Below are 20660 nucleotides of genomic sequence, written 5' to 3'. Positions count from 1 at the left end.
GCAGCACTCATTTTTAGCTAACAAAACTATATAACTCTACCGTTTACGGTGTGGCTCTTGGTCTTGAGTTTTTCATTGGGATAGCGATGACCAGAAGAGCACCGACGACCAGCAAACCTGCCACAAAATAGAGACCAGAGTTGAAGCTACCGGTTTGATCCTTTAGCCAGCCGATTAACAGTGGACTGACCGCGGAACCTATATTACCTGTTGCGTTGATGACGGCAATACCGATTGCGCGAGCGCGTAAACTAATCGACTGATCTGGGGTGGTCCAGAAAACCGCCATAGCCGTAAATGACCCCGTCGATGCCATAATAATCCCCAATAACTGGATCATCGGCTGATGAGTCATCGCAGCGATAACCCAACCGGCGGCCGCGAACAAATACGGTAACGCAGTATGCATTTTACGTTCTTGCAAGCGATCAGAACGCCGACTCCAATAAATCATCCCAAAAATAGTACAGAACTGCGGAATCGCGGTGAGTAAACCAATCATGGCATTGCTGCTGCCCTGATTAAAACTCTGCATGATTTGCGGCGTCCAAATATTAATGGCGCTCAATGTGTTGGTCAGACAGAAATAGGCCACGGTATACATCAAAATAACCGGAGTGAAAATCTCTTTCCATAAGCTGGTATTTTGCATTGCAGTATGGCTTTTTGAACCGTGGGGTTGCACTAACTCCAGCTGATCCTTATCCATCATCTCTTGCAGCGTATCTTTATCTTCTTGAGTTAACCATTTCGCTTTTTTCGGTGAATCATCCAGGTAGAACCAAACCAGCACACCCAGAATGACGGATGGGAAACCTTCCAATAAGAATAACCACTGCCAGCCTTTGAGATTCAGAATGCCATCCATACCTAAAATATAACCAGAGGCAAGGGAGCCAAATGCCATGGTCACTGGCATTGCAATCATAAATAAGGCATTAGCACGAGCACGGAAATAAGCAGGGAACCAATAAGTTAAGTAAACCAGTATGCCCGGCAAGAAACCTGCTTCAGCAATACCAACTAACATTCGTAGAATGTATAAGCTGGTGGGACCGGTAGCGAACATGGTTGCCGTGGATGCGATTCCCCAAAGCACCATGATGGTTGCAATCCAGCGGCGAGCGCCGACAATGCCCAGCATGATATTACTTGGAATACCGAAGATAACGTAAGTGGCATAAAACAGCGTGGCAGCCAGACCAAACATGGTGGAAGACAGACCAATGTCTTTCCCCATAGTGAGCCCTGCAAAGCCAATATTAATACGGTCTAAGAAAGAAAAAACGAATAGAACGAATAAAAAGACGATCAATCGCTTAAATAATTTATTGATGACTCGCTGCTGAGGTTCCGTCAAATTTTTATGCTGATCAGCAGGGTTAGTGCTGGTCGCATTTTGTGAATTACTCATGATAATGCCCTCTATTACAATTTATTATAGGTACAAGGGTCTACTGGGCAGTCCTAAATGGCTGCCTTAAGTTGTGGTTGCGATGTATAACTTACTTTCTAAGTCGCTCGTGAGTTTGTAGGGTAAATTGAGCGGCTCAGAGGAGTTCAAAATTGCTTTAGTACACGCTGGATGAACTCGGGTTCATATCGGAAACTGTTTTACCAAACTTTGCGGCAAGCGTTTCAGCGGTACGGGCTAATAGGGTGGTGTCCACCCCTACGGCAACAAACAGAGCACCAATTTGGATATAGTGCTCAGCAATGTCAGGTGCTGCCATTAAAATTCCAGGGGCTAAGCCCGCTTTACGAATCTGTTTAATAGCATCTTCGATAACCGCTTTGACTTCAGGATGGTTAGGGTTACCTGAAAAGCCCATGTCTGCACTGAGATCCGCAGGGCCGATAAAGACACCGTCGACACCTTCGACTTTTAAAATTTCAGGAAGATTTTTGATGGCTTCACGGGTTTCCACTTGGACTATCACACACATTTCGTCGTTAGCGCGTTTGAGATAATCAGGAATACGATTCCAGCGAGAGGCGCGCGCTAATGCGCTACCGACACCACGAATCCCTGCGGGTGGATAACGAGTGGAGCGTACCGCAAGCTCTGCTTGCTCGGCATTTTGCACCATTGGCAGTAAGAGTGTCTGTGCACCAATATCCAGTAATTGTTTGACGATCACGGGATCATTCCACGGTGGACGAACTACCGGTTGTGATGGGTAAGGGGCGATAGCTTGTAATTGGGCTAAGGTAGTTTGTACATTATTCGGAGCATGCTCCCCATCAATTAACAGCCAGTCAAATCCTGCGCCAGCGACTAATTCTGCACTGTATGGGCTACATAATCCGAGCCATAAACCAATCTGCGGTTTGCCACTTTTGAGTGCTTTTTTGAATTTATTTTCTAACAGATCCACAGTGAACTCCTTAAGCAAAGCGGCAGCTAATTGAACCCATCACGCCGTAATCAACGTGAAAAACATCCCCTTTTCGAGCAGGAACTGGGCGAGTAAACGAGCCACCAAGGATAATTTGTCCCGGTTGTAATTCTACATTATGGGGAGCCAGTTTATTGGCCAGCCATGCAACACCATTGGCAGGGTGGTTAAGTACTGCCGCCGCAACACCAGATTCTTCGATCACACCATTACGGTAGAGCAGTGCGCTGATCCAGCGAAGATCTAAATCACGAGGCTTAATTGGGCGTCCACCTAAAATCACGGCGCCATTTGCGGCATTATCAGAAATGGTATCGAACACTTTACGTGGGCGATTAGTTTGCGGATCGATATTATGGCAACGGGCATCGATCAATTCGAGCGCGGGGATCACATAGTCCGTTGCATTATACACATCGAATAAAGTGCAGTTAGGGCCACGCAGTGGTTTTGCGAGGACAAATGCTAGCTCAACTTCGATACGTGGAACGATAAAACGATCCGTTGGAATATCACAGCCATCATCAAAGAACATATCGTCAAGCAGTGCGCCATAGTCAGGTTCATCAATTTGGGAGCTGGCCTGCATCGCTTTGGATGTCAGTCCGATTTTATGACCTTTTAACACGCGACCTTCTGCAATTTTCAGTCCGACCCACTCTTTTTGAATAGCATAAGCATCTTCAATGGTCATTTCTGGGTGATCCAGAGAAATTTGGCGGATCTGTTCACGGTTTTTTTCTGCCTGATTTAGGCGCTGCGCGACTTGTGAAATTATGTCTTTGTGTAGCATCAATTTTTCCTTTTTTATCTAAGCTCGCCATGCTTCGAGCTATAACTACGTTAGCTTCATTCGCTAACCCTAGTCACATACTCCTGTATGCTCCTAGGGATTAGCCTCATTTGCTGCCTTGTTCTAACTCGAATTATTTAGAGCTAAGATTTTAAAAGCTAAGACCGCCAGCTAATGTTTCTTTCTAGTTAGATAACCCACCGAAGCAGAGATATTTCACTTCCAGATAATCTTCAATTCCGTAGCGTGAACCTTCACGTCCCAGCCCAGATTGCTTAATGCCGCCAAATGGAGCGACTTCGTTTGAAATAATACCTTCGTTAATACCGACCATTCCGCTTTCTAAGGCTTCAGCAACGCGGTAAATGCGCCCGATATCCCGTGAATAGAAATAGGATGCCAAACCAAATTCAGTGTCATTGGCGAGGTTGATAGCTTCTTGTTCATCGCGGAATTTAAACAGTGGCGCTAATGGTCCGAACGTTTCTTCTTTGGCAACTTTCATGGATTCAGTCACGTTGACCAATACCGTTGGTTCAAAGAACAGACCGCCTAAAGTTGCTGGTTTTCCACCCGTTGCAACGGTGGCACCTTTGGCGACAGCATCTGCAATATGCTCAGAAACTTTATCAATAGCAGCTTGGTTGATCAGCGGACCTTGTTCAGAATCAGATTGAGTCGCTGGACCAATTTTTAATGCGCTGACCGCTTTTGCGAGGCGAGAGGCGAACTCATCGTAAACCCCTTCTTGAACAAGAATACGGTTTGCACACACACAAGTTTGCCCGCTATTGCGGAATTTAGCCGCTAAAGCCCCTTGAACTGCAGCGTCTAAATCGGCATCGTCAAATACGATAAATGGCGCGTTACCGCCTAATTCCAGTGACATTTTTTTCACGGTATCGGCACATTGTGCCATCAGTAATTTACCCACGCGGGTCGAACCGGTGAAGGTCAGTTTGCGAACAATTGGGCTTGAAGTCATAACCGCACCAATCGCTTTGGCATCGGTACCTGGAACGATGTTGAACACGCCAGCAGGAATACCCGCTTCTTCACCCAGAGCCGCTAAGGCGAGGGCGGATAATGGGGTTTCTGCCGCCGGCTTTAATACCATGGTACAGCCGGCAGCCAGTGCAGGACCCACTTTGCGAGTGATCATCGCATTGGGGAAATTCCAAGGGGTGATGGCTGCGACAACGCCAACAGGCTGTTTGATAGTCACTAAACGGCGACCCGGTAGTGGTGAAGGAATAGTTTCACCGTAAGTGCGTTTACCTTCTTCTGCAAACCACTCGATAAAGCTTGCTCCATAGGCAATTTCACCCATGGACTCGTTAATGGATTTACCTTGTTCGGTGCTGAGAATTAGCGCAAGCTCTTTTTGGTTTTCCATCATTAAACGGAACCATTTATTTAAAATCTGGCTGCGTTCTTTAGCGCTTTTAGCCCGCCATGCTGGCAGGGCTTTTTCTGCGGCTTCAATGGCTTGTTGAGTTTCTAATGCACCCACATTACTGACGCGAGCAATCACTTCACCATTTGCGGGGTTAGTTACATCAAACTGGCTGTTATCTTTGGCATCAATCCATTGACCATTAATGTAAGCCTGTTGGCGGAATAATTTAGAATTGGTATTTAAACTCATTTTTCGTTGTTCTCCGAAGACACTGAGTGAACTTGTGTGCGGACATTCTTAGCTGACAAACGTTGGCTTGCGAAACTGAGTCCGGCACAAATCGCCATCACGAGTGCCATAGCAAATGGGGATTCATCTTGTAGTATGGAGACTGCAACACTGGCTAGGGCAGCCAATGCAAATTGAATTGAGATAGCGAGCGCACTTGCGCTGCCAGCAATTTTTCCACGATGTTGCAGTAACAGTGACAAACTGTTGGTGCCGATAGCATTGACCATCGATAAGAACAGAACCACTAGGATAACAATAATTGGTAGGCTTTGTTGATAGAATGTGAGTAACAACACGCCAAAAATCAATTGAATACCACTTTGCATGCCAAGTAGGCGCGGCAAACTATACACTTTGAGTAATTTCACATTCAGCAGCAGCATGGCGATCATACCCAAAATATTACACCCAAATAGCAGCCCGTAATATTGCTCGGAAACCCCAAAGTAGTTGATGTACACAAACGGCGAACCACTGATAAAGGCAAACATTCCAGAAAACGAGAATGCCATAGTGCCAATAATGCTCAGTGCTTCTCGGTCTGTAAGCACCTGTCCATAGTTACGAAATGCCACGCTCAGTAAATTTTTTGATTCTCGTTGGTGAGGCAATGTTTCTGGTAATAATACGAAAATAGCGGTGACAGAACATAAACCTACTGCGGCTAACAGATAGAAAATAGCTTGCCATTGGTAGTGAATTAATAAGAATCCCCCCAGCAATGGCGCCAGTAGCGGAGCTATCATGGTCACTAGCGTCATTAATGACAGGACTTTTGGTAATTCATTGGATGGATATACGTCACGGGCAATCGCACGAGCCATCACAATAGCGGCTCCACTCCCGAAGGCTTGTAATGCCCTAAAGGTAATTAAGGCTTCTGAGCTGGTGGCTTGGGCGCATAACAGGCTAGCGAGGGTAAAAATCACCAGCCCACTTAATAACATTTTACGGCGCCCCAATAGATCGCTGAGAGGGCCATAAAACAGCATACCAACGCAGAAACCACCAAAGAATGCACCAAGGGTATATTGCATTTGTCCTTGCGTTGCATTCAGCTCTAGCCCCATTTGTGGTAAGGCGGGAAGGTACATGTCAATCGATAGGGGACCAAATGCGACCAGCGATCCTAATAATGGGATTAGCCAGCGCGGTATCGGTCTGTTGGTAAATGAAGTTGGCATATTACCCCCTATCGACATCTATGATTAAGACTTAAACAACGCGTGAACGTTGTTCTGCTTGTAGTTCAAAACGGGGTCCAGCTCTTCCATGGTGAAAGAGAGTGCTAAATAACGTTTTGCCATCAAATCTGCAAAGTGTGCTTTGATCAGGTCAAATAGCATTTCCCCCGTTTTTTGGCGATCTTCAAGGGAGCGACCTGCGCCGATTTTTAACGTCATATGCACAAATGCGTAATCGTGTTTACCATCAGCCATTTGCCAAGTATCGAGCCAAATAGCGCGGCTACGTACACCCGCTAAAGGAAAAATACCGGTTCCTGCCAATGCGCTATTTACTTTGGAAAACAGCTCTGGTAGAGCGGCTTCTTCACGAATATTATCGGTACATTCTGCATAAAAGTGTGGCATAGGTATCCCTTAAGCTTGTGCTGCTTGCTTGTCAGTAATAAAACTTGGCAGAGGGAAAATGGCGTTGATTTGCCCTGTACCGGAGCTTGCAAACAGATCAGTCAATACTTCGACTTTCTGGTCATATTTATCCCAGCCTAATAGGCCTAATAACATCACTGTGTCATGCATGTGACCTTCGCCGTAGCAGTAATCCGCATATTCAGGCAGCATTTTGCAGAACTCAGCAAACCGACCTTCGCGCCACAGTTTTACGACACGTTTATCCATTTGTTCATCGAATTCGCGGGTATAGCTATTCATCCCGTTTTCAGCCAGTTGGTCATCAATAAATCGGTGAGACAGTGAACCACTTGCCAGCACCGCCACTGTTCCATCGTATTTTTCAATGGCGGTCAGTACGGCTTCACCCAGCTTGCGACTATCTTCAAAGCTGTGAGAAGTACAGAAAGCAGAAATAGAAATCACTTTAAAATGGCGGTCGCTATTCATATAACGCATGGGTACGAGTGTCGCGTATTCTAGAGTTAAGCTCGGAATTTCATGAGATTGAGCACGGACGCCTAACTTACGAGCTTCCTCACCAATCATCCGGCCGAGTTCAGAGTTACCGTCATATTCATATTCCATATCGCGAATGAAATGCGGGAGCTCGTTACTGGTATAGATGCCTTTAAAGTGATCGGCGCAGTTAATGTGATAGGCACTGTTGACCAGCCAGTGGGTATCAAAAACGATAATGGTATCGACACCCAATTCACGACAACGACGGCTAATTTCTTTGTGACCGTCAATGGCGGATTGGCGACAACCGTGGTTTTTACCCGGCAGTTCAGATAGGTACATTGATGGGACGTGTGTTATTTTTGCCGTCAAAGCCAGTTTACCCATTTTATTTCCCCTTATTCGTCATACTTCACGTTGTAGCTGTGTTGGCTTTACTCTGTCACTCGGGTCACATACTTATGTATGCTTCCCGAGATGCCATCGTTTGCCGCCTTGCTACACCGCGAATTATTTAGAATAAGTAGCTGAATTAATTATCATTGATTCAAAATTACTTAGAATAAAAAATGGTGTAGCTTGCTACGGAATCATTTTGCTTTTTACTGTGTATGCTTCTCTAGATGCCATCGTTTGCCGTTTTGCTTAAGGGTAAGACATTGAGTCTGCCTAAGTTGTGGCTCTTCTAACAACCTGAAGTGACTTGGTTTATCAGTTTTAACGATGCTGAGTATCAATAGAACTCAGCGGAAAGTGCTGGAATATAAGGTTTCCAGCACAAAGCGTTGTAAGCTTACACACCCCAGCGTGGGATGTTGTGGTCGCCGTAGGAGATGCAAACGTTCTTCATTTCGGCGAAAACTTCAAAGCTGTACTCGCCACCTTCACGGCCGACGCCGGAGGCTTTTACGCCGCCGAATGGTTGGCGTAAGTCACGAACGTTTTGGGTGTTAACGAATACCATGCCCGCTTCGATATTGCGTGAAAGACGCAGGATCTTGCTGACATCTTGAGTCCAGATATATGAAGCTAGACCGTATTCAATGTCATTTGCCATACGCAGACCGTCTTCCTCTGTCTTGAATGGGATCAAGCAAGCGACAGGCCCAAAGATCTCTTCTTGTGCTACACGCATACGGTTGTCGACATCAGCCAGAACGGTTGGACGTAGGAAATGACCATTTTTCAGATGAGCAGGTAGATCCGTTGGTTTATCTGGACCACCTGCTAACAAGGTTGCGCCTTCTTCCATACCAATGCGGATATAACCGGAAACTTTGTTCCAGTGCTGCTGGCTGATCAATGCGCCCACTTGAGTTTTCGGATCCATCGGGTCGCCGACGATCAGACGATTTGCTCGTTCAGCAAAGCGTTTTACAAATTCAGGGTAGATACTTTCTTGAATGAAAATACGTGAGCCCGCAGTACAACGCTCACCATTGATAGAGAAAATGGTGAATAGGGCGGCATCCATGGCACGTTCAATATCCGCATCTTCAAAAATGAGAACTGGGGATTTTCCCCCTAATTCCATTGAATATTTTTTCAGACCCGCATTTTGCATGATGGCTCGACCCGTCGCGGTGCCACCTGTAAATGACACTGCGCGCACATCTTGGTGTTTTACTAACGCATCACCGGCTGTGGCACCATAGCCTTGAACCACGTTCAAAACACCCGCTGGAATTCCGGCTTCAAGGGCTAATTCACCTAAACGGTTGGCAGACAATGGAGATAGTTCAGACATTTTCAGAACGGCAGTGTTACCCAATGCTAAGCAGGGGGCCGTTTTCCATGTCGCTGTCATAAAGGGTACGTTCCACGGAGAAATTAACCCGCAGACACCCACAGGCTGGATCAGGGTGTAGTTCATCATTTTGTCGTCAACCGGATAGGTACGACCATTCATTTGTTGGCAGATTTCAGCAAAAAATTCAAAGTTATGGGATGCGCGTGGGATCAACACATTTTTAGTTTGGTGGATCGGTAAACCGGTATCTTGGGTTTCCATTTGTGCAATTTGTGGCACGTTTTCGTCGATCAACTCACCCAAACGGCGCATCAAGCGAGCGCGTTCTTTCATTGGGGTGTTTGCCCACTTAGGAAACGCCTCTTTTGCCGCAGCAACCGCTTGATTGATCTCGTTTTGACCCCCTGAGGCGACTTCGGCTAAAACTTCACCCGTCGCTGGATTAGTGGTTTCAAAATATTCTTTGCTTTCAACGTTTTTGCCATTGATCCAATGATTAATCTTAGTCATCACACTCGCTCCTCATACTCTTTTTCGCTGATGATGGTATTGATCAGCCTGCCCACACCTTCAACTTCCACGATCACTTCATCACCCGGAACCACATCGGATAGCCCTTTAGGCGTACCGGTTGCGATCATGTCCCCCGGTTGCAGAGTCATAAACTCACTCAGATAGGAAATTAAAAATGGGATATTGAAAATCAGATCCGCAGTCGTGCCTTTTTGACGTAATTCACCATTTACGTAGGTGTACAGCGCCAGATTATGTGGATCTTTAATATCGGACTTGTCCACCATCCAAGGGCCGATTGGCGTCAGTGTATCGCGGCTTTTTACGCGCAGGTTTGGACGGTAGTAATTCTCTAAATAGTCACGGATAGCGTAGTCGTTACACACGGTATAGCCTGCTACATAGTCCATCGCATCTTCTGGAGATACGTTGCGCGCGTTTTTACCAATAATGACTACCAGCTCAGATTCATAATGCATATATTCCACATTATCTGGGCGTACAGAAACTTGGCGGTGACCTGTTAGGCTGTTTTCTGCTTTGATAAAAACCAGTGGCTCTTCAGGTGGCTTAAATTCTAATTCTGCTGCGTGGTCAGCATAGTTCAGCCCAAGTGCGAATAACGTTCCTTGCGCGGGTGGCAGCCACTCAACATCAGCAGAAGCCCCTGAAATAATGTCTCCAGAAGGCAATTTTATTTCTTCGTTGTCACCGACAGTGACAGAATATTCGATACCTTGATAACGAATTTTGGCGTGTTTCATTATTGTTGTCCTCCTGCCGCAACGACCGTGTTTTTCAGGCTAGGGAAGCCTTCTGCTTGGATCTCCACTTTATCGCCGGGTTTAATGGTGGCTCGTTGATGAGGGGTACCCAACAAAATGACATCTCCTTGCTTTAGGGTCGCAAAGTCACTCAGTGCAGCAACTAAATCGCAGGCATCTCGCACTAAATCTTTGGTTGACCATCTGTCGACTTCTTTGCCATTGACAAGCGTAATGATGTCGATAGGCGCGGATAAATCAGTGTTTACCATTTCGCCAATCGGGCAGAAGCTATCACGGCATTTGGATTTAATGGCAGGACGATAAAAAGTGTCTTCCGGTAGACTGACTTCATTTGCCAGCGCAAAGCCTGCGATAAACTCCATCGCGTTTTGCTTGCTAACTTTGCGCGCATCTTTACCAATCACCAGTGCCAATGTGGCACCACTTTGCACTTCTTCACCCATTGGATGAAGAATGTTGTCCCCTGAATTAATTCGCGTATTACGCGGTTTAATAAACCACACAGGTGTTTTAGGTGGGGTTTTATAAGGGGCTTGCTGGAAGGCCTCGAGCCAATAGTCAAGCTGGCTTTGGTGGTTGAGGGCAACGGCAAATACAGTGCCTTTCATGGACAACTCCTTATTAAAGAAATCTACTTTTGAATAATTATTAATATATTAATAAAGTATAAATTTGTAATTAGCAATAGGTTTGTATAAATGTTAATTTTAATTGTGATCTCATTAACATTATCTAAGGTCACATGTGTAACGCACTGTTATTAGTGTTGTTATTATTTTTTTAGTTTTTAAAAATTCACAATAAATTAACTTATATTTTTTAAATAAGTTTATTTACTCATTAATATTTTAGGGTTTTTCTTTGAGATTATTATTGCTGCATGCTACTCTTGCACTTAAGATAATAAAGGGTGTTTGTTACTTGTCGTAACTAGCACGGAGGCTCATTAAACTCTCTTATGAGTGTTTAATAACGTTAAATTGAGTGGTGAGTTTTAAGCTTATGCATGAATCATTGACAATTGCATTATTACAGGCGAGAGAAACCGCAATGGGATTCTTTCGACCAATATTGAAGTCATATAATTTGACAGAACAGCAATGGCGTATTATTCGAGTTTTGGCTGATAAGCGTTCAATTGATTTTCATGAGCTATCAGTACAAACCTGTATTCTTCGCCCAAGCTTGACCGGTATTCTGACGCGAATGGAACGTGAAGGATTGATCTTTCGTTTAAAACCGTTGAATGACCAGCGTAAACTGTATGTGTCACTGACACCGACAGGGCAAGATCTTTATGATAAAGCGCGTCAAGAAGTTGAAGAAGGTTATCAAAAAATTGAGCAAGCCTTCTCACCAGAAAAAATGCAGCAATTGACCGCGTTGCTAGATGAGCTGATCGCGTTGGAAAGTCCAGATTACAGTAATATTGCGGATAGAACGAAGAGAAGTTAATTGTTCAAGAGAATATTCAGGGGTTGAGTGCATAGCACTCAACCCCTTTTTTCTATCTATTGTTTACCAAGCAGATGTAAGAAGTGAATATGCTTTTCATACTGGTCAAGAATATCATGGATGATCTGTTCTTTTGCCCAGCCCATCACATCATAGTCCTGCCCGCCTTCTTTCAAGTGAATTTCAGCTCGATAATATCGCTGCTCTTCGCTTTTTTCTTCATCATTTTCCGTACCCATGCCAGATAACGCAAAGGATGGTTGAATGTAGTAACGTAGGCGAACTTCGTATAAAAAGTTCATATCGTCGCCTAAATCTACCTCAAAGCCGATACGGTCATCTTTGTCAGTATGAATATGGCAAACAGTGCCTTGCTTGGCTAATTCCTCTGACACCATCTCCATCGATGGTTTTACGGACTCGTCCATAAAGCGTTTTACATGTGCGCGTTTCGGGAAATAGACAATATTACGCAAACGGCGCTGCCATGGGATTGGATTACGGCTAGCCGTTGGTGCGATGGTGGCTAATTGCTGGCTATCTCGTTTATAGGCATCGACTCGTAGCGCTTTAAATAACCCATAAATAGAAATTAATAATACGATAGCAAATGGCAGAGCGCTGGCAATGGTTAAGGTTTGCAGTGCTTGTAAACCACCAGCCAGTAGCATAGTGATGGCGACAACACCCATTAAACCAGCCCAGAAAATACGTTGCCAAATTGGGGTATCGGAATCACCGCCTGAAGCTAAAGTATCAACCACCATTGCACCTGAGTCAGCGGAGGTAACGAAGAATACCACCACCATCAACATCGCAAAAAATGACAGTACGGTTGAGAATGGAAAGTAAGTTAAAAATTCAAATAGCGCGAGGGAGACATTGGATTGAACAGTTTCGGCTAAGCGAGTTGCACCTTGATTTTTAATTAAATCAATTGCGGTATTTCCAAAGAATGTCATCCACATTAGGGTAAAACCTGCTGGGACAAACAGTACGCCAGTGACAAACTCTCGGATTGTACGACCACGGGAAATACGTGCGATAAACATCCCGACAAATGGTGACCATGATAACCACCATCCCCAATACAGTAGCGTCCATCCCCCTAGCCAGTCGCTCGATTTGGGTTCGTAGGCATATAGATTGAATGTCTTACTGACAATCTCAGAAAGGTATCCCCCCGTATTCTCGACGAATGACTTTAGCAGCAACACGGTAGGACCTAAGATCACAATAAGCAGTAATAATAAGAATGCTAATCCAAGGTTAAGCTCCGATAGAATGCGGATCCCTTTATCCAAACCGGAAACGACTGACAGGGTAGCTAAGGCGGTAAATGTAATGATCAAGCCAACTTGAACTGTCGTATTTACTGGTAAGCCAAACAGATGGTTCATTCCCGCATTAACTTGCAGTACCCCAAAACCTAATGAAGTGGCGACACCAAATACAGTTCCTACTACAGCAAACACATCGACGGCATGACCAATAGGGCCGTAGATCCGGTCACCAATAATTGGGTAGAGCGCCGAACGCAAGGTTAGCGGTAATCCGTGGCGGTAGCTGAAAAATGCCAGTATTAATGCGACGATGGCGTAGATCGCCCAAGCATGTAACCCCCAATGGAAGAATGTGAGGCGCATGGCTTCTTTTGCCGCTTCAATGGTCTCTGGTGTGCCCACAGGAGGATTGAGGTAATGCATGACGGGTTCTGCAACTCCGAAGAACATCAATCCAATGCCCATTCCGGCAGAGAACAGCATGGCAAACCATGACACATAGCTAAAATTAGGTTGGGCGTGATCCGGACCGAGCTTTATTTGTCCATAACGTGAGAGTCCCAGATAAGTCACACTCAGCAAAATGATTGCTACAGCGAGAATATAGAACCAACTGGCGTTGTTAAATAGATTCTTTTGAAGATGACTTAGATGGGATTCTGCCATTTCTGGCATTAGAGCAGCAAAACCGACGATAAGTAGGATAATTAATGCTGAGCTATAAAACACCGGGGGACTGATTTTTGTACGTACTTTTTTAGTTTCAGTAACGTTTTGACTCATAACGACCTTCTTGGTTTTTATTTTATTTTTGCATACCAATCACATAGAGGTATACGGCGATCTATCCTTCTGAATGAAACAATAGGTTATTGCGAAAGGGTTTCTGGTGAGAAACGGGGTAGAAAACACAATAAAATACATCAAATCGTGGCGCTGAAAATGTTAGTTTTTGACTAAATTATCAACTGAAATTTATGAAAGTTATCTCCCTTATATTCTTATTATAGATAAAAAATGATGGGCTATACTGCCATGATGGGCATCAATGATCAACCCAAGGAGAAAAGGGGGATATATTTAAAGTTAAAATATCATGTTATTTATCATGTGATTGCAACAAAAATGTAGTAAATATTGAGGTCGGTAATATGAAGTAAATCAGATAAGTAAAATTCACAGTTATGTCTGTAAAAATTGATAACAATTCAACGATCTATAAAGGTTGTTGAAGGTAAATATCTGCCATCGTTTAGGGGGATAAATAAGGCGATTTATTAGGATCTACCAAGAGGGTGAATTTTACCATTCCTCACTCACCTTTTTTAGTTAACTTGCCGTCATCATCATATTGCTCAATGATGCTCTCAAAAACACGATTATTCATCGTGGTTAGTATATAAACGTCCCTTGTTTTCACTATGATTTTTCTTAATGCCGAGGCCTTCATAAACGAGATAACTTTTGTGATTAAAATGGTTTTTATTTCGATACGTATAATTGATTAATTCTTAGAAAGGAAAATGTTATTTTATCTTCAGTGAAACATGACTAAAGGGATAATTTTACTCCCTTTAGCCATGATTATTTTTATTTATTCAGTAATAAAAAATTTAAGCGCTTTGACGGGTGGCCGCTAAAACAATTTCACGGATACACACACTTTGAGGTTGGGAGTAAGCAAATAGGATTGCATTTGCCACATCTTCTGGAGATAACACTTTGCCACCCATATCTTGTTTCCAAGATTGGTAACCAGCTTTAATATCATTGTTGGTTGTATGGCTTAAAAGTTCAGTCTCTACAGCTCCGGGAGCAATGACGACAACTCTGACATTATGGGGAGAAAGTTCCTCTCGTAAGTTTTCGGATAACCCATGTACCGCAAATTTTGTTCCCACATAAGCTACATGGTTTGGGAATGTTTTACGCCCAGCGACAGAACTGATATTAATAATCGTGCCTGCATTACGTTTAATCATGCCATCGGTGACGGCATGAATTCCATTCAAAAGTCCCTTAACATTCACATCTAACATTTGTGTCCATTCATCAGGATTTTGATTCTCAATATTACCAAGTAGCATAATACCGGCATTATTGATGATGGCATCGACGGGACCAAATTGTTGCTCAGCCTCTTTCACCGCAGCTTGAAATGATTGACGATCGGTGACATCAACGGCTCGGCATAATGTATTGGGTAAATTAAGCGCTTCCATTAATTCAACACGACGGGCTAATAACAGTAATGCGTGACCTCGCTCAGAAAGTAACTTTGCAGTAGCTTGACCAATACCCGAACTTGCACCGGTAATCACGACGAGGGGTTTGCTATTATTCATGTTCATTTTTTCACCTATAGATATAATTGATGTGTATACTTTAAAATCGAATTAAAACGAAAAAAAATAGTTTATTTTTCTTACAGGCATAAAAAATATCTATGGATAAGCGACAACTGAGAGCATTTATTTGTGTATTTGAAGAGCGGAATATTACACATGCCGCTGAATTGTTGCATGTCACACAACCTGCATTATCCTCAACCATTAAAGCACTTGAAGATGAACTGGATACGCAACTGTTTATCCGTAAGCCTAGAGGCGTGGATGTCACTGAGCATGCGCGGATGTTGTACCCCCATGCTTGTCGAATGATTAATGATATGGATGTGCTTGCCTCGCGTTTTTCAAAACGTCAAAGCCAAACCGAGTTAACGATCGGTATTGAACAAGATATACCATCCTCTTGCTTAAGCTACCTTTTAGCGACAATACAACATAATTTAGACAATGTTCAATTAACGTTAGACCCAGGTTGCACGGGAAATATTCGTTTAGGATGTGAAAGTTTACGCTGCGAGGATGAATTATTTATTACGCTTTTTGATGATACTTATGCGCTTGCTTATCCCGTTGACCATCCTATCTCTCAAATAGACGAATTAACGTTAGCGCATCTTTATAATCAGAATTGGATTTTGTACCCAGAATCCAATTTTCACCAACGGTTTCAATTATTTTATGATTCATCAGTGGGTGGGAATAATACCAATGCGGGGTCATTTTCTTTAGCGTTAGATCTCGTTGAGGCGGGTTTTGGCTTAACGATAGCGCCATCTTTACTGATTAAATCCCGTTGTCATTTAGCGTCTCGACAACTGCCCAGTTATCCTTTGCCTCATAGAATCGGTATTTGCTATACCATCCAAGCATTAGAAAATTATGGAGTATCGCAATTATTGAGTGTTTTAAATAAAAGTGTGTAGCAATAAATTCATATAAATAACGTGCAAGTGAATACTCACTTGCACGTGGGATTAATAACTATTTTTTTAGATCATCGTACAGCATCAGCGATGATTTATTTTCAGGATCACCAATCCAGCGAGGTTGTGGCTGGTAATCTTTATTAATCAAGCTTTTCTGTGGTTCAAATCCCGTGTAATTCAGACCCGATAAGTCAGACCATGTATAGATAAAATCCATAGTGCTATATGGGCGGTCGGCTTTATCTTTTAGATCAAACTGATGACTTTGCAGCCATTCTGGAGACTGCCAAATAAAGAACGGAATGTTATACATCACCTTACTTGGCTTGCCCTCACTACGGCCTAACATCTCATGAGGTGGCGTGTCGTAGACATCTTCGCCATGGTCAGAGAAAAAGACCAAGAAACCATTTTCTTTCGATGCATCAAAATCTTTGATCAATGAAGAAACGACATAGTCATTATAATGTTGAGCATTGTCGTAAGCATTGTAGTCTTTGATTTGGTCATCTTTTAAGTTTGCAGGTACCGGGCTATTTTTATCGCTAAATATCGCTTTGTTTTCAGGATAACGGAACTCGTAACGCATATGGGTTCCTAGCAGGTGCACGACAATAAATTTCTTCTCAGCCGGGTCAGCAAGCGCTTCTTTAAATGGGTCTAATACCACGTCATCATAGATACGTGAGCTTTGAGCCATGTCGTTATTCAAATAATATTGCTTATCTGTTTGACGAGAAAACGCGGTCAGCAAGGTATTACGCTCAGTCATCGTTTGCTGGTTGGTGATCCAGAATGTTTTAAAGCCCGCTTGCTTCATCATGTTCATGATAGAAGGGCGAGAGTTAAAGAGTTCTGGCTCAGTTTGCGAGGCAAACGTGAGGATTTGTTGTAAAGCTTCGATGGTATAAGGGCGCGATGTGACCACATCATTAAACACGGCTAGATTATCAGGATATTCTTTTTCTAACTGATCCAATTCGGGTGTGGTTGGGCGCGAATAACCATACAAACTCATTCTGTCACGGCTGGTGGATTCACCGATGACCAGAACAAATGTTCTTGGGGTATTGCCATTCACATCGACAAAGTTTTCAAGTGGTGGAATTTTGCTGTTATCACGAATCAACTCTTCCATATTGGCGAGTTGGTTTTTATAAAGAAAGTAACCACTCACAAACTGCCATGGTGCGGCATACGCGAGCTTACTGTTAACGTAAGAAACTACGTTCTCGAAAGGGCGCTGCTGTTTGATAGCTTTATTGTAATAAGGAACGCCAAACAAGATAGTCAACACTAACGCAGAGACAATCACGCGGGCTGGCACGGGTAGCGTGACGGGTTTTAAACGGGTCCATAAAAGTATTGCGCCAAGGGTGTAAACCAAGATGACGGCAACCACCTTAAAGCTCAGATATTGTTTGAGGAACTCTCCTGCTTCGTTGGTGTTGGTTTCGAACATCACAAACATCACGCTTTGGGATAATTGATGCCCATAGACCACGAAGTAGGCAAGAGCGATGACGGAAGAAAGCCAAAGCACAATCCCGATTAACCCAGCTACAAGTTTAATTTTTCGCGGGAAAAACAGGGCAGGAACTAGCCATAAGGAGCTATAAAGTAAAGAATCTCTTAACCCGATGGTGTTACTTTGCCCAGTCACCACGACATAGAGTTGTAATAGAGATGAAAAATACCAGAAGTAAATTAGTAGCCAGAATAAGGATAACCAGCTGAACTTACCTGTTTTTATCGAATTAACCATAAATTTTTTAGCTCTTAATTATTCGTTTCGTTAAGTAACAGTCAAAACATAGTCTAAAAATCGTTTTTTAGATAGAAAGGACGAGTTTAAGTTCAAAAATAGTTTAAAAATGGATAAGGCTATGACGTTAGTTAATCTAACTTATTATTTATAAATGTTTTTTAAATGACATTCTAATTTGGTAAAGATGGATAAAATATGACAATAATGCGCTGAAAAATGATGTTTTTTGATGATGATTTTTCATTTATTGCATAAGCAATGGAATTGATATTATTCTTTGTTAATCTAAGTGCTAGAAAATACTTATGGGCGGTTTAATTGATGAGTGACTCAAACGATGCTAGATAATTCCTTTGTGGCTTTTTTGAAATCCTCTTTAGCCGTGAGAATTCTAATTTCAGTACTCATCATTATTGATGGGGCCATGATTTTAAAACCAATATTAAGTGCTTATACCGACTATATCGATTGGCGTCAGAGTGGCTTTACCGAATGGTTAAAATCCTTAGGCTTTATGAAGCTATTGGATATTCCTCGTTTTTTGTTAGGCATTTCCTTAATTTTCCTATCGCTATTTATGATCAATGGTGCGCGTATTGCATGGGCTTTTGCATTATTACTTCTCGCGATTATTGCGTTTGTTGATCTTAAAGTTGCAGAAGAACATGTGCGTCAAGGCTATTTCTCGCTTGGCTTATGTGCGGCACTGGTTATTTTTTGGAAGCTGTATCCACACCATAGCTTAAGCAGTGCGGGGTTTGTTGCCGTCACCTGTATTATCGCATTATTACTCTACTCAATTTTTGGCACGCTCTATATTGGCAATGAATTTCTACCTGTGGTGAAGGATGGCACAACCGCGTTTTACTTCGCATTAGTGTGTATGACGACGGTAGGGTTTGGGGATATTGTTCCTGTCACTGTTGATGCACGTGTTTTTACGGTTACGGTGATTATTTTAGGGATCACGATCTTTACCACGTCAGTGGTGTATGTGGTTGGGGTATTGGCTAAAGGGACGAAAGAGATTGTCCGGAAGAGGTTTTCGTATATGAAAAATCATTATGTTGTGATTGGTAGCACGCCGATGGCAGTTAACTTGTACCAAGCGCTGAAAAAGCGAGAATTGCCTGTTGCTGTCATTTGCCAAGAGAGTCACCGTAGCCATTACCCAGAAAAAGACAATATTGTGGCGGGAGATCCGACAGATTCTGCATTGTTGGCAGAAACAAATGTGAGACAAGCCAAATGTGTCCTGATCATGACGGACAGTGACTCCCTGAGCACATTTGCTTTATTGGGCGTCAAATCATTAATGGACAGTAAAAGTGACACGAAAACCGTGGTGCTAGTAAATCAAGAAAGTAATATGGATAAAATTCGTTTACTTCATCCTGATATGCTGTTTTCGCTCTCATCATTAGGTTCTGAAGTTTTGATGCAAGTGCTTTGCGGTGAAACAATTTCTAACGACAGTATCAGTGATATGCTGCTGAATAAAATTACCAAAAGCTAACCATTAGATTGATGTAAAAAGGAAATCTGACTTATGCTGAGTGCAGCGAAAATCACTTGCCATCGACAAAATAGAACGTTATTCCAGCATTTGGATTTCTCTGTTTTGCCAAGTCAGATTTTACAAGTTGAAGGTCCTAACGGTGCGGGGAAAACCACCTTATTGCGAATGATGGCGGGGTTATTAAAGCCTGATGAAGGCGAGATCCTCTGGGAAAATCAATCAATAGATAAGCTTAAAGAAGAATTTACCCGTCATCTACTCTACTTAGGGCACAAGCCCGCCGTAAAATCGTTGCTAACGCCCTATGAAAACCTCAAATTCTATTACCAGATGCACCACAAAGATTCTGAAGGCGAAAAAATCTGGGCCGCATTAGAGGAGGTTTCACTCATTGGGTATGAAGATATTCCTGTGGGGCAGTTATCTGCGGGACAACAACGGCGGGTCAATCTTGCCAGACTGTGGCTAAGTGAAGCGCCTTTATGGATTTTAGATGAGCCATTTACTGCCATTGATGTGGCGGGAGTTAATCGTTTAACCGAGCGTTTTCACCAGCATGCTCAACAGGGCGGCATGATTTTATTTACCTCCCACCAAGCAATGTCTGGGCATTTTGGCACATTAAAACTGACAGGCGGGTACGAGTGATGTTTGGGTTATTAATTAAAAGAGAGCTCAAAATTGCCTTCAGAAGTTTTTCTGAATTGGTTAACCCGCTATGGTTTTTTTTGATCGTGATTACATTGTTCCCGCTGAGCATCGGACCTGAACCTCAATTATTGGCGCGTATTTCTGTGGGGATTTTTTGGGTTGCAGCGATTTTATCTTCGCTCCTTTCATTGGAGCGTCTGTTTAAAGATGATTATCTTGATGGCTCGTTAGAGCAGCTATTACTGGCTCCTCATCCACTTTTTGTTACGGTACTGGCCAAGGTGATTTCTCATTGGTTAGTGACTGGATTGCCGTTGGTGTTACTTTCCCCTGTTGCTGCCATCATGCTGTCAATAGATGGGGATACCTTGTTGGTGTTAGCGGGGACATTATTATTGGGAACGCCGGTATTAAGTTTTATTGGCGCGATTGGCGCTGCATTGACTGTATCGTTAAAAAAAGGCGGGGTGCTTGTCAGCCTATTAGTCCTACCTCTCTATATTCCTGTGTTGATATATGCTACCGGAACCATGGAGGCCTACAGTTTTAATATGCCACTTGGCGGTTATTTTGCCATTCTCGGCGCACTTTTTGCCGCAAGTATCACCTTTTCACCGTTGGCAATTGCTGCTGCATTGAAGATTAATGTGAGTAATAGTTAATTGCTCCGTTTCTTAGACA

18 protein-coding genes are annotated in these 20660 nt (G+C 43.2%); 5 read left to right on the top strand and 13 right to left on the bottom strand.

Annotated elements, in window-relative coordinates; genetic code table 11:
* Positions 1 to 43 precede the first annotated feature (43 nt).
* From hpaX to PROVRUST_RS14940, 10 genes are all read right to left on the bottom strand, one after another.
* Positions 44 to 1414 carry a 4-hydroxyphenylacetate permease gene (gene hpaX / locus PROVRUST_RS14985; protein ID WP_006815714.1) on the bottom strand — a complete coding sequence of 457 codons (1371 nt, stop codon included), beginning with the start codon at positions 1412 to 1414 and terminating at the stop codon, positions 44 to 46.
* A gap of 157 nt (positions 1415 to 1571) precedes the next feature.
* Complete coding sequence (gene hpaI / locus PROVRUST_RS14980; protein WP_039855584.1) at positions 1572 to 2378, bottom strand: 4-hydroxy-2-oxoheptanedioate aldolase; 807 nt, start codon at positions 2376 to 2378, stop codon at positions 1572 to 1574.
* A gap of 10 nt (positions 2379 to 2388) precedes the next feature.
* A complete protein-coding gene (gene hpaH, locus PROVRUST_RS14975; RefSeq protein ID WP_006815712.1) occupies positions 2389 to 3192 on the bottom strand; it encodes a 2-oxo-hept-4-ene-1,7-dioate hydratase in 804 nt (267 codons plus the stop codon).
* A gap of 184 nt (positions 3193 to 3376) precedes the next feature.
* Complete coding sequence (locus PROVRUST_RS14970) at positions 3377 to 4840, bottom strand: NAD-dependent succinate-semialdehyde dehydrogenase (RefSeq protein WP_006815711.1); 1464 nt, start codon at positions 4838 to 4840, stop codon at positions 3377 to 3379.
* Positions 4837 to 6066, bottom strand: a complete 1230-nt coding sequence (locus PROVRUST_RS14965; RefSeq protein WP_154611252.1) for a Bcr/CflA family multidrug efflux MFS transporter — start codon at positions 6064 to 6066, stop codon at positions 4837 to 4839. The genes PROVRUST_RS14970 and PROVRUST_RS14965 overlap by 4 nt, the downstream gene beginning before the upstream one ends.
* 24 nt (positions 6067 to 6090) lie before the next feature.
* Positions 6091 to 6474 carry a 5-carboxymethyl-2-hydroxymuconate Delta-isomerase gene (locus PROVRUST_RS14960; RefSeq protein WP_006815708.1) on the bottom strand — a complete coding sequence of 128 codons (384 nt, stop codon included), beginning with the start codon at positions 6472 to 6474 and terminating at the stop codon, positions 6091 to 6093.
* Positions 6475 to 6483: 9 nt separating this feature from the next.
* A complete protein-coding gene (gene hpaD / locus PROVRUST_RS14955; RefSeq protein WP_006815707.1) occupies positions 6484 to 7365 on the bottom strand; it encodes a 3,4-dihydroxyphenylacetate 2,3-dioxygenase in 882 nt (293 codons plus the stop codon).
* 406 nt (positions 7366 to 7771) lie between these two features.
* Positions 7772 to 9238: a 5-carboxymethyl-2-hydroxymuconate semialdehyde dehydrogenase gene (gene hpaE, locus PROVRUST_RS14950; protein ID WP_006815706.1), complete on the bottom strand. Its 1467-nt coding sequence runs from the start codon at positions 9236 to 9238 to the stop codon at positions 7772 to 7774.
* A complete protein-coding gene (locus PROVRUST_RS14945) occupies positions 9238 to 10005 on the bottom strand; it encodes a fumarylacetoacetate hydrolase family protein (RefSeq protein ID WP_006815705.1) in 768 nt (255 codons plus the stop codon). Before PROVRUST_RS14945 ends, hpaE begins: the two co-directional genes overlap by 1 nt.
* Positions 10005 to 10637, bottom strand: coding sequence for a fumarylacetoacetate hydrolase family protein (locus PROVRUST_RS14940; protein WP_006815704.1), 633 nt, complete (start codon positions 10635 to 10637; stop codon positions 10005 to 10007). Before PROVRUST_RS14940 ends, PROVRUST_RS14945 begins: the two co-directional genes overlap by 1 nt.
* A 394-nt stretch (positions 10638 to 11031) precedes the next feature.
* Here PROVRUST_RS14940 and hpaR point away from each other — a divergent pair, with 394 nt between their 5' ends.
* Positions 11032 to 11484 (top strand): homoprotocatechuate degradation operon regulator HpaR, encoded by a 453-nt coding sequence (gene hpaR, locus PROVRUST_RS14935; RefSeq protein ID WP_006815703.1) that lies wholly within the window; start codon positions 11032 to 11034, stop codon positions 11482 to 11484.
* Positions 11485 to 11540: 56 nt separating this feature from the next.
* On the opposite strand, the gene PROVRUST_RS14930 is transcribed toward hpaR, so the two are convergent.
* Both PROVRUST_RS14930 and PROVRUST_RS14925 read right to left on the bottom strand, forming a co-directional pair.
* Entirely contained in the window at positions 11541 to 13550 is a 2010-nt protein-coding gene (locus PROVRUST_RS14930) for a BCCT family transporter (RefSeq protein WP_039855579.1), read from the bottom strand.
* 830 nt (positions 13551 to 14380) lie between these two features.
* Positions 14381 to 15118, bottom strand: a complete 738-nt coding sequence (locus PROVRUST_RS14925; protein WP_006815700.1) for an SDR family oxidoreductase — start codon at positions 15116 to 15118, stop codon at positions 14381 to 14383.
* 95 nt (positions 15119 to 15213) lie between these two features.
* Between PROVRUST_RS14925 and PROVRUST_RS14920 the strand changes: the two genes are divergently transcribed.
* Positions 15214 to 16038, top strand: coding sequence for a LysR family transcriptional regulator (locus tag PROVRUST_RS14920; RefSeq protein WP_006815699.1), 825 nt, complete (start codon positions 15214 to 15216; stop codon positions 16036 to 16038).
* A 58-nt stretch (positions 16039 to 16096) separates the two neighbouring features.
* On the opposite strand, the gene cptA is transcribed toward PROVRUST_RS14920, so the two are convergent.
* Entirely contained in the window at positions 16097 to 17806 is a 1710-nt protein-coding gene (gene cptA / locus PROVRUST_RS14915; RefSeq protein WP_006815698.1) for a phosphoethanolamine transferase CptA, read from the bottom strand.
* A 340-nt stretch (positions 17807 to 18146) separates the two neighbouring features.
* Between cptA and PROVRUST_RS14910 the strand changes: the two genes are divergently transcribed.
* From PROVRUST_RS14910 to ccmB, 3 genes are read left to right on the top strand one after another with little or no spacing between them, the layout of a single operon-like run.
* Positions 18147 to 19325 (top strand): ion channel, encoded by a 1179-nt coding sequence (locus tag PROVRUST_RS14910; protein WP_006815697.1) that lies wholly within the window; start codon positions 18147 to 18149, stop codon positions 19323 to 19325.
* A gap of 33 nt (positions 19326 to 19358) precedes the next feature.
* Complete coding sequence (gene ccmA / locus PROVRUST_RS14905; protein WP_006815696.1) at positions 19359 to 19976, top strand: cytochrome c biogenesis heme-transporting ATPase CcmA; 618 nt, start codon at positions 19359 to 19361, stop codon at positions 19974 to 19976.
* Positions 19976 to 20641, top strand: a complete 666-nt coding sequence (gene ccmB / locus PROVRUST_RS14900) for a heme exporter protein CcmB (protein WP_006815695.1) — start codon at positions 19976 to 19978, stop codon at positions 20639 to 20641. The genes ccmA and ccmB overlap by 1 nt, the downstream gene beginning before the upstream one ends.
* Positions 20642 to 20660: the final 19 nt, after the last annotated feature.

Source organism: Providencia rustigianii DSM 4541 (assembly GCF_000156395.1).
Classification (GTDB): Bacteria; Pseudomonadota; Gammaproteobacteria; order Enterobacterales; family Enterobacteriaceae; genus Providencia; species Providencia rustigianii.
The sequence above is the reverse complement of the archived record's forward strand: the minus strand, read 5'-3'. Positions and strand labels throughout refer to the sequence as shown.

Coding starts and splice junctions, on each gene's coding strand:
- hpaX (WP_006815714.1), bottom strand. CDS start 1,414: ATGAGTAATTCACAAAATGCGACCAGCACTAACCCTGCTGATCAGCAT.
- hpaH (WP_006815712.1), bottom strand. CDS start 3,192: ATGCTACACAAAGACATAATTTCACAAGTCGCGCAGCGCCTAAATCAG.
- PROVRUST_RS14970 (WP_006815711.1), bottom strand. CDS start 4,840: ATGAGTTTAAATACCAATTCTAAATTATTCCGCCAACAGGCTTACATT.
- PROVRUST_RS14965 (WP_154611252.1), bottom strand. CDS start 6,066: ATGCCAACTTCATTTACCAACAGACCGATACCGCGCTGGCTAATCCCA.
- PROVRUST_RS14960 (WP_006815708.1), bottom strand. CDS start 6,474: ATGCCACACTTTTATGCAGAATGTACCGATAATATTCGTGAAGAAGCC.
- hpaD (WP_006815707.1), bottom strand. CDS start 7,365: ATGGGTAAACTGGCTTTGACGGCAAAAATAACACACGTCCCATCAATG.
- hpaE (WP_006815706.1), bottom strand. CDS start 9,238: ATGACTAAGATTAATCATTGGATCAATGGCAAAAACGTTGAAAGCAAA.
- PROVRUST_RS14945 (WP_006815705.1), bottom strand. CDS start 10,005: ATGAAACACGCCAAAATTCGTTATCAAGGTATCGAATATTCTGTCACT.
- PROVRUST_RS14940 (WP_006815704.1), bottom strand. CDS start 10,637: ATGAAAGGCACTGTATTTGCCGTTGCCCTCAACCACCAAAGCCAGCTT.
- hpaR (WP_006815703.1), top strand. CDS start 11,032: ATGCATGAATCATTGACAATTGCATTATTACAGGCGAGAGAAACCGCA.
- PROVRUST_RS14930 (WP_039855579.1), bottom strand. CDS start 13,550: ATGAGTCAAAACGTTACTGAAACTAAAAAAGTACGTACAAAAATCAGT.
- PROVRUST_RS14925 (WP_006815700.1), bottom strand. CDS start 15,118: ATGAACATGAATAATAGCAAACCCCTCGTCGTGATTACCGGTGCAAGT.
- PROVRUST_RS14920 (WP_006815699.1), top strand. CDS start 15,214: ATGGATAAGCGACAACTGAGAGCATTTATTTGTGTATTTGAAGAGCGG.
- cptA (WP_006815698.1), bottom strand. CDS start 17,806: ATGGTTAATTCGATAAAAACAGGTAAGTTCAGCTGGTTATCCTTATTC.
- PROVRUST_RS14910 (WP_006815697.1), top strand. CDS start 18,147: ATGCTAGATAATTCCTTTGTGGCTTTTTTGAAATCCTCTTTAGCCGTG.
- ccmA (WP_006815696.1), top strand. CDS start 19,359: ATGCTGAGTGCAGCGAAAATCACTTGCCATCGACAAAATAGAACGTTA.
- ccmB (WP_006815695.1), top strand. CDS start 19,976: ATGTTTGGGTTATTAATTAAAAGAGAGCTCAAAATTGCCTTCAGAAGT.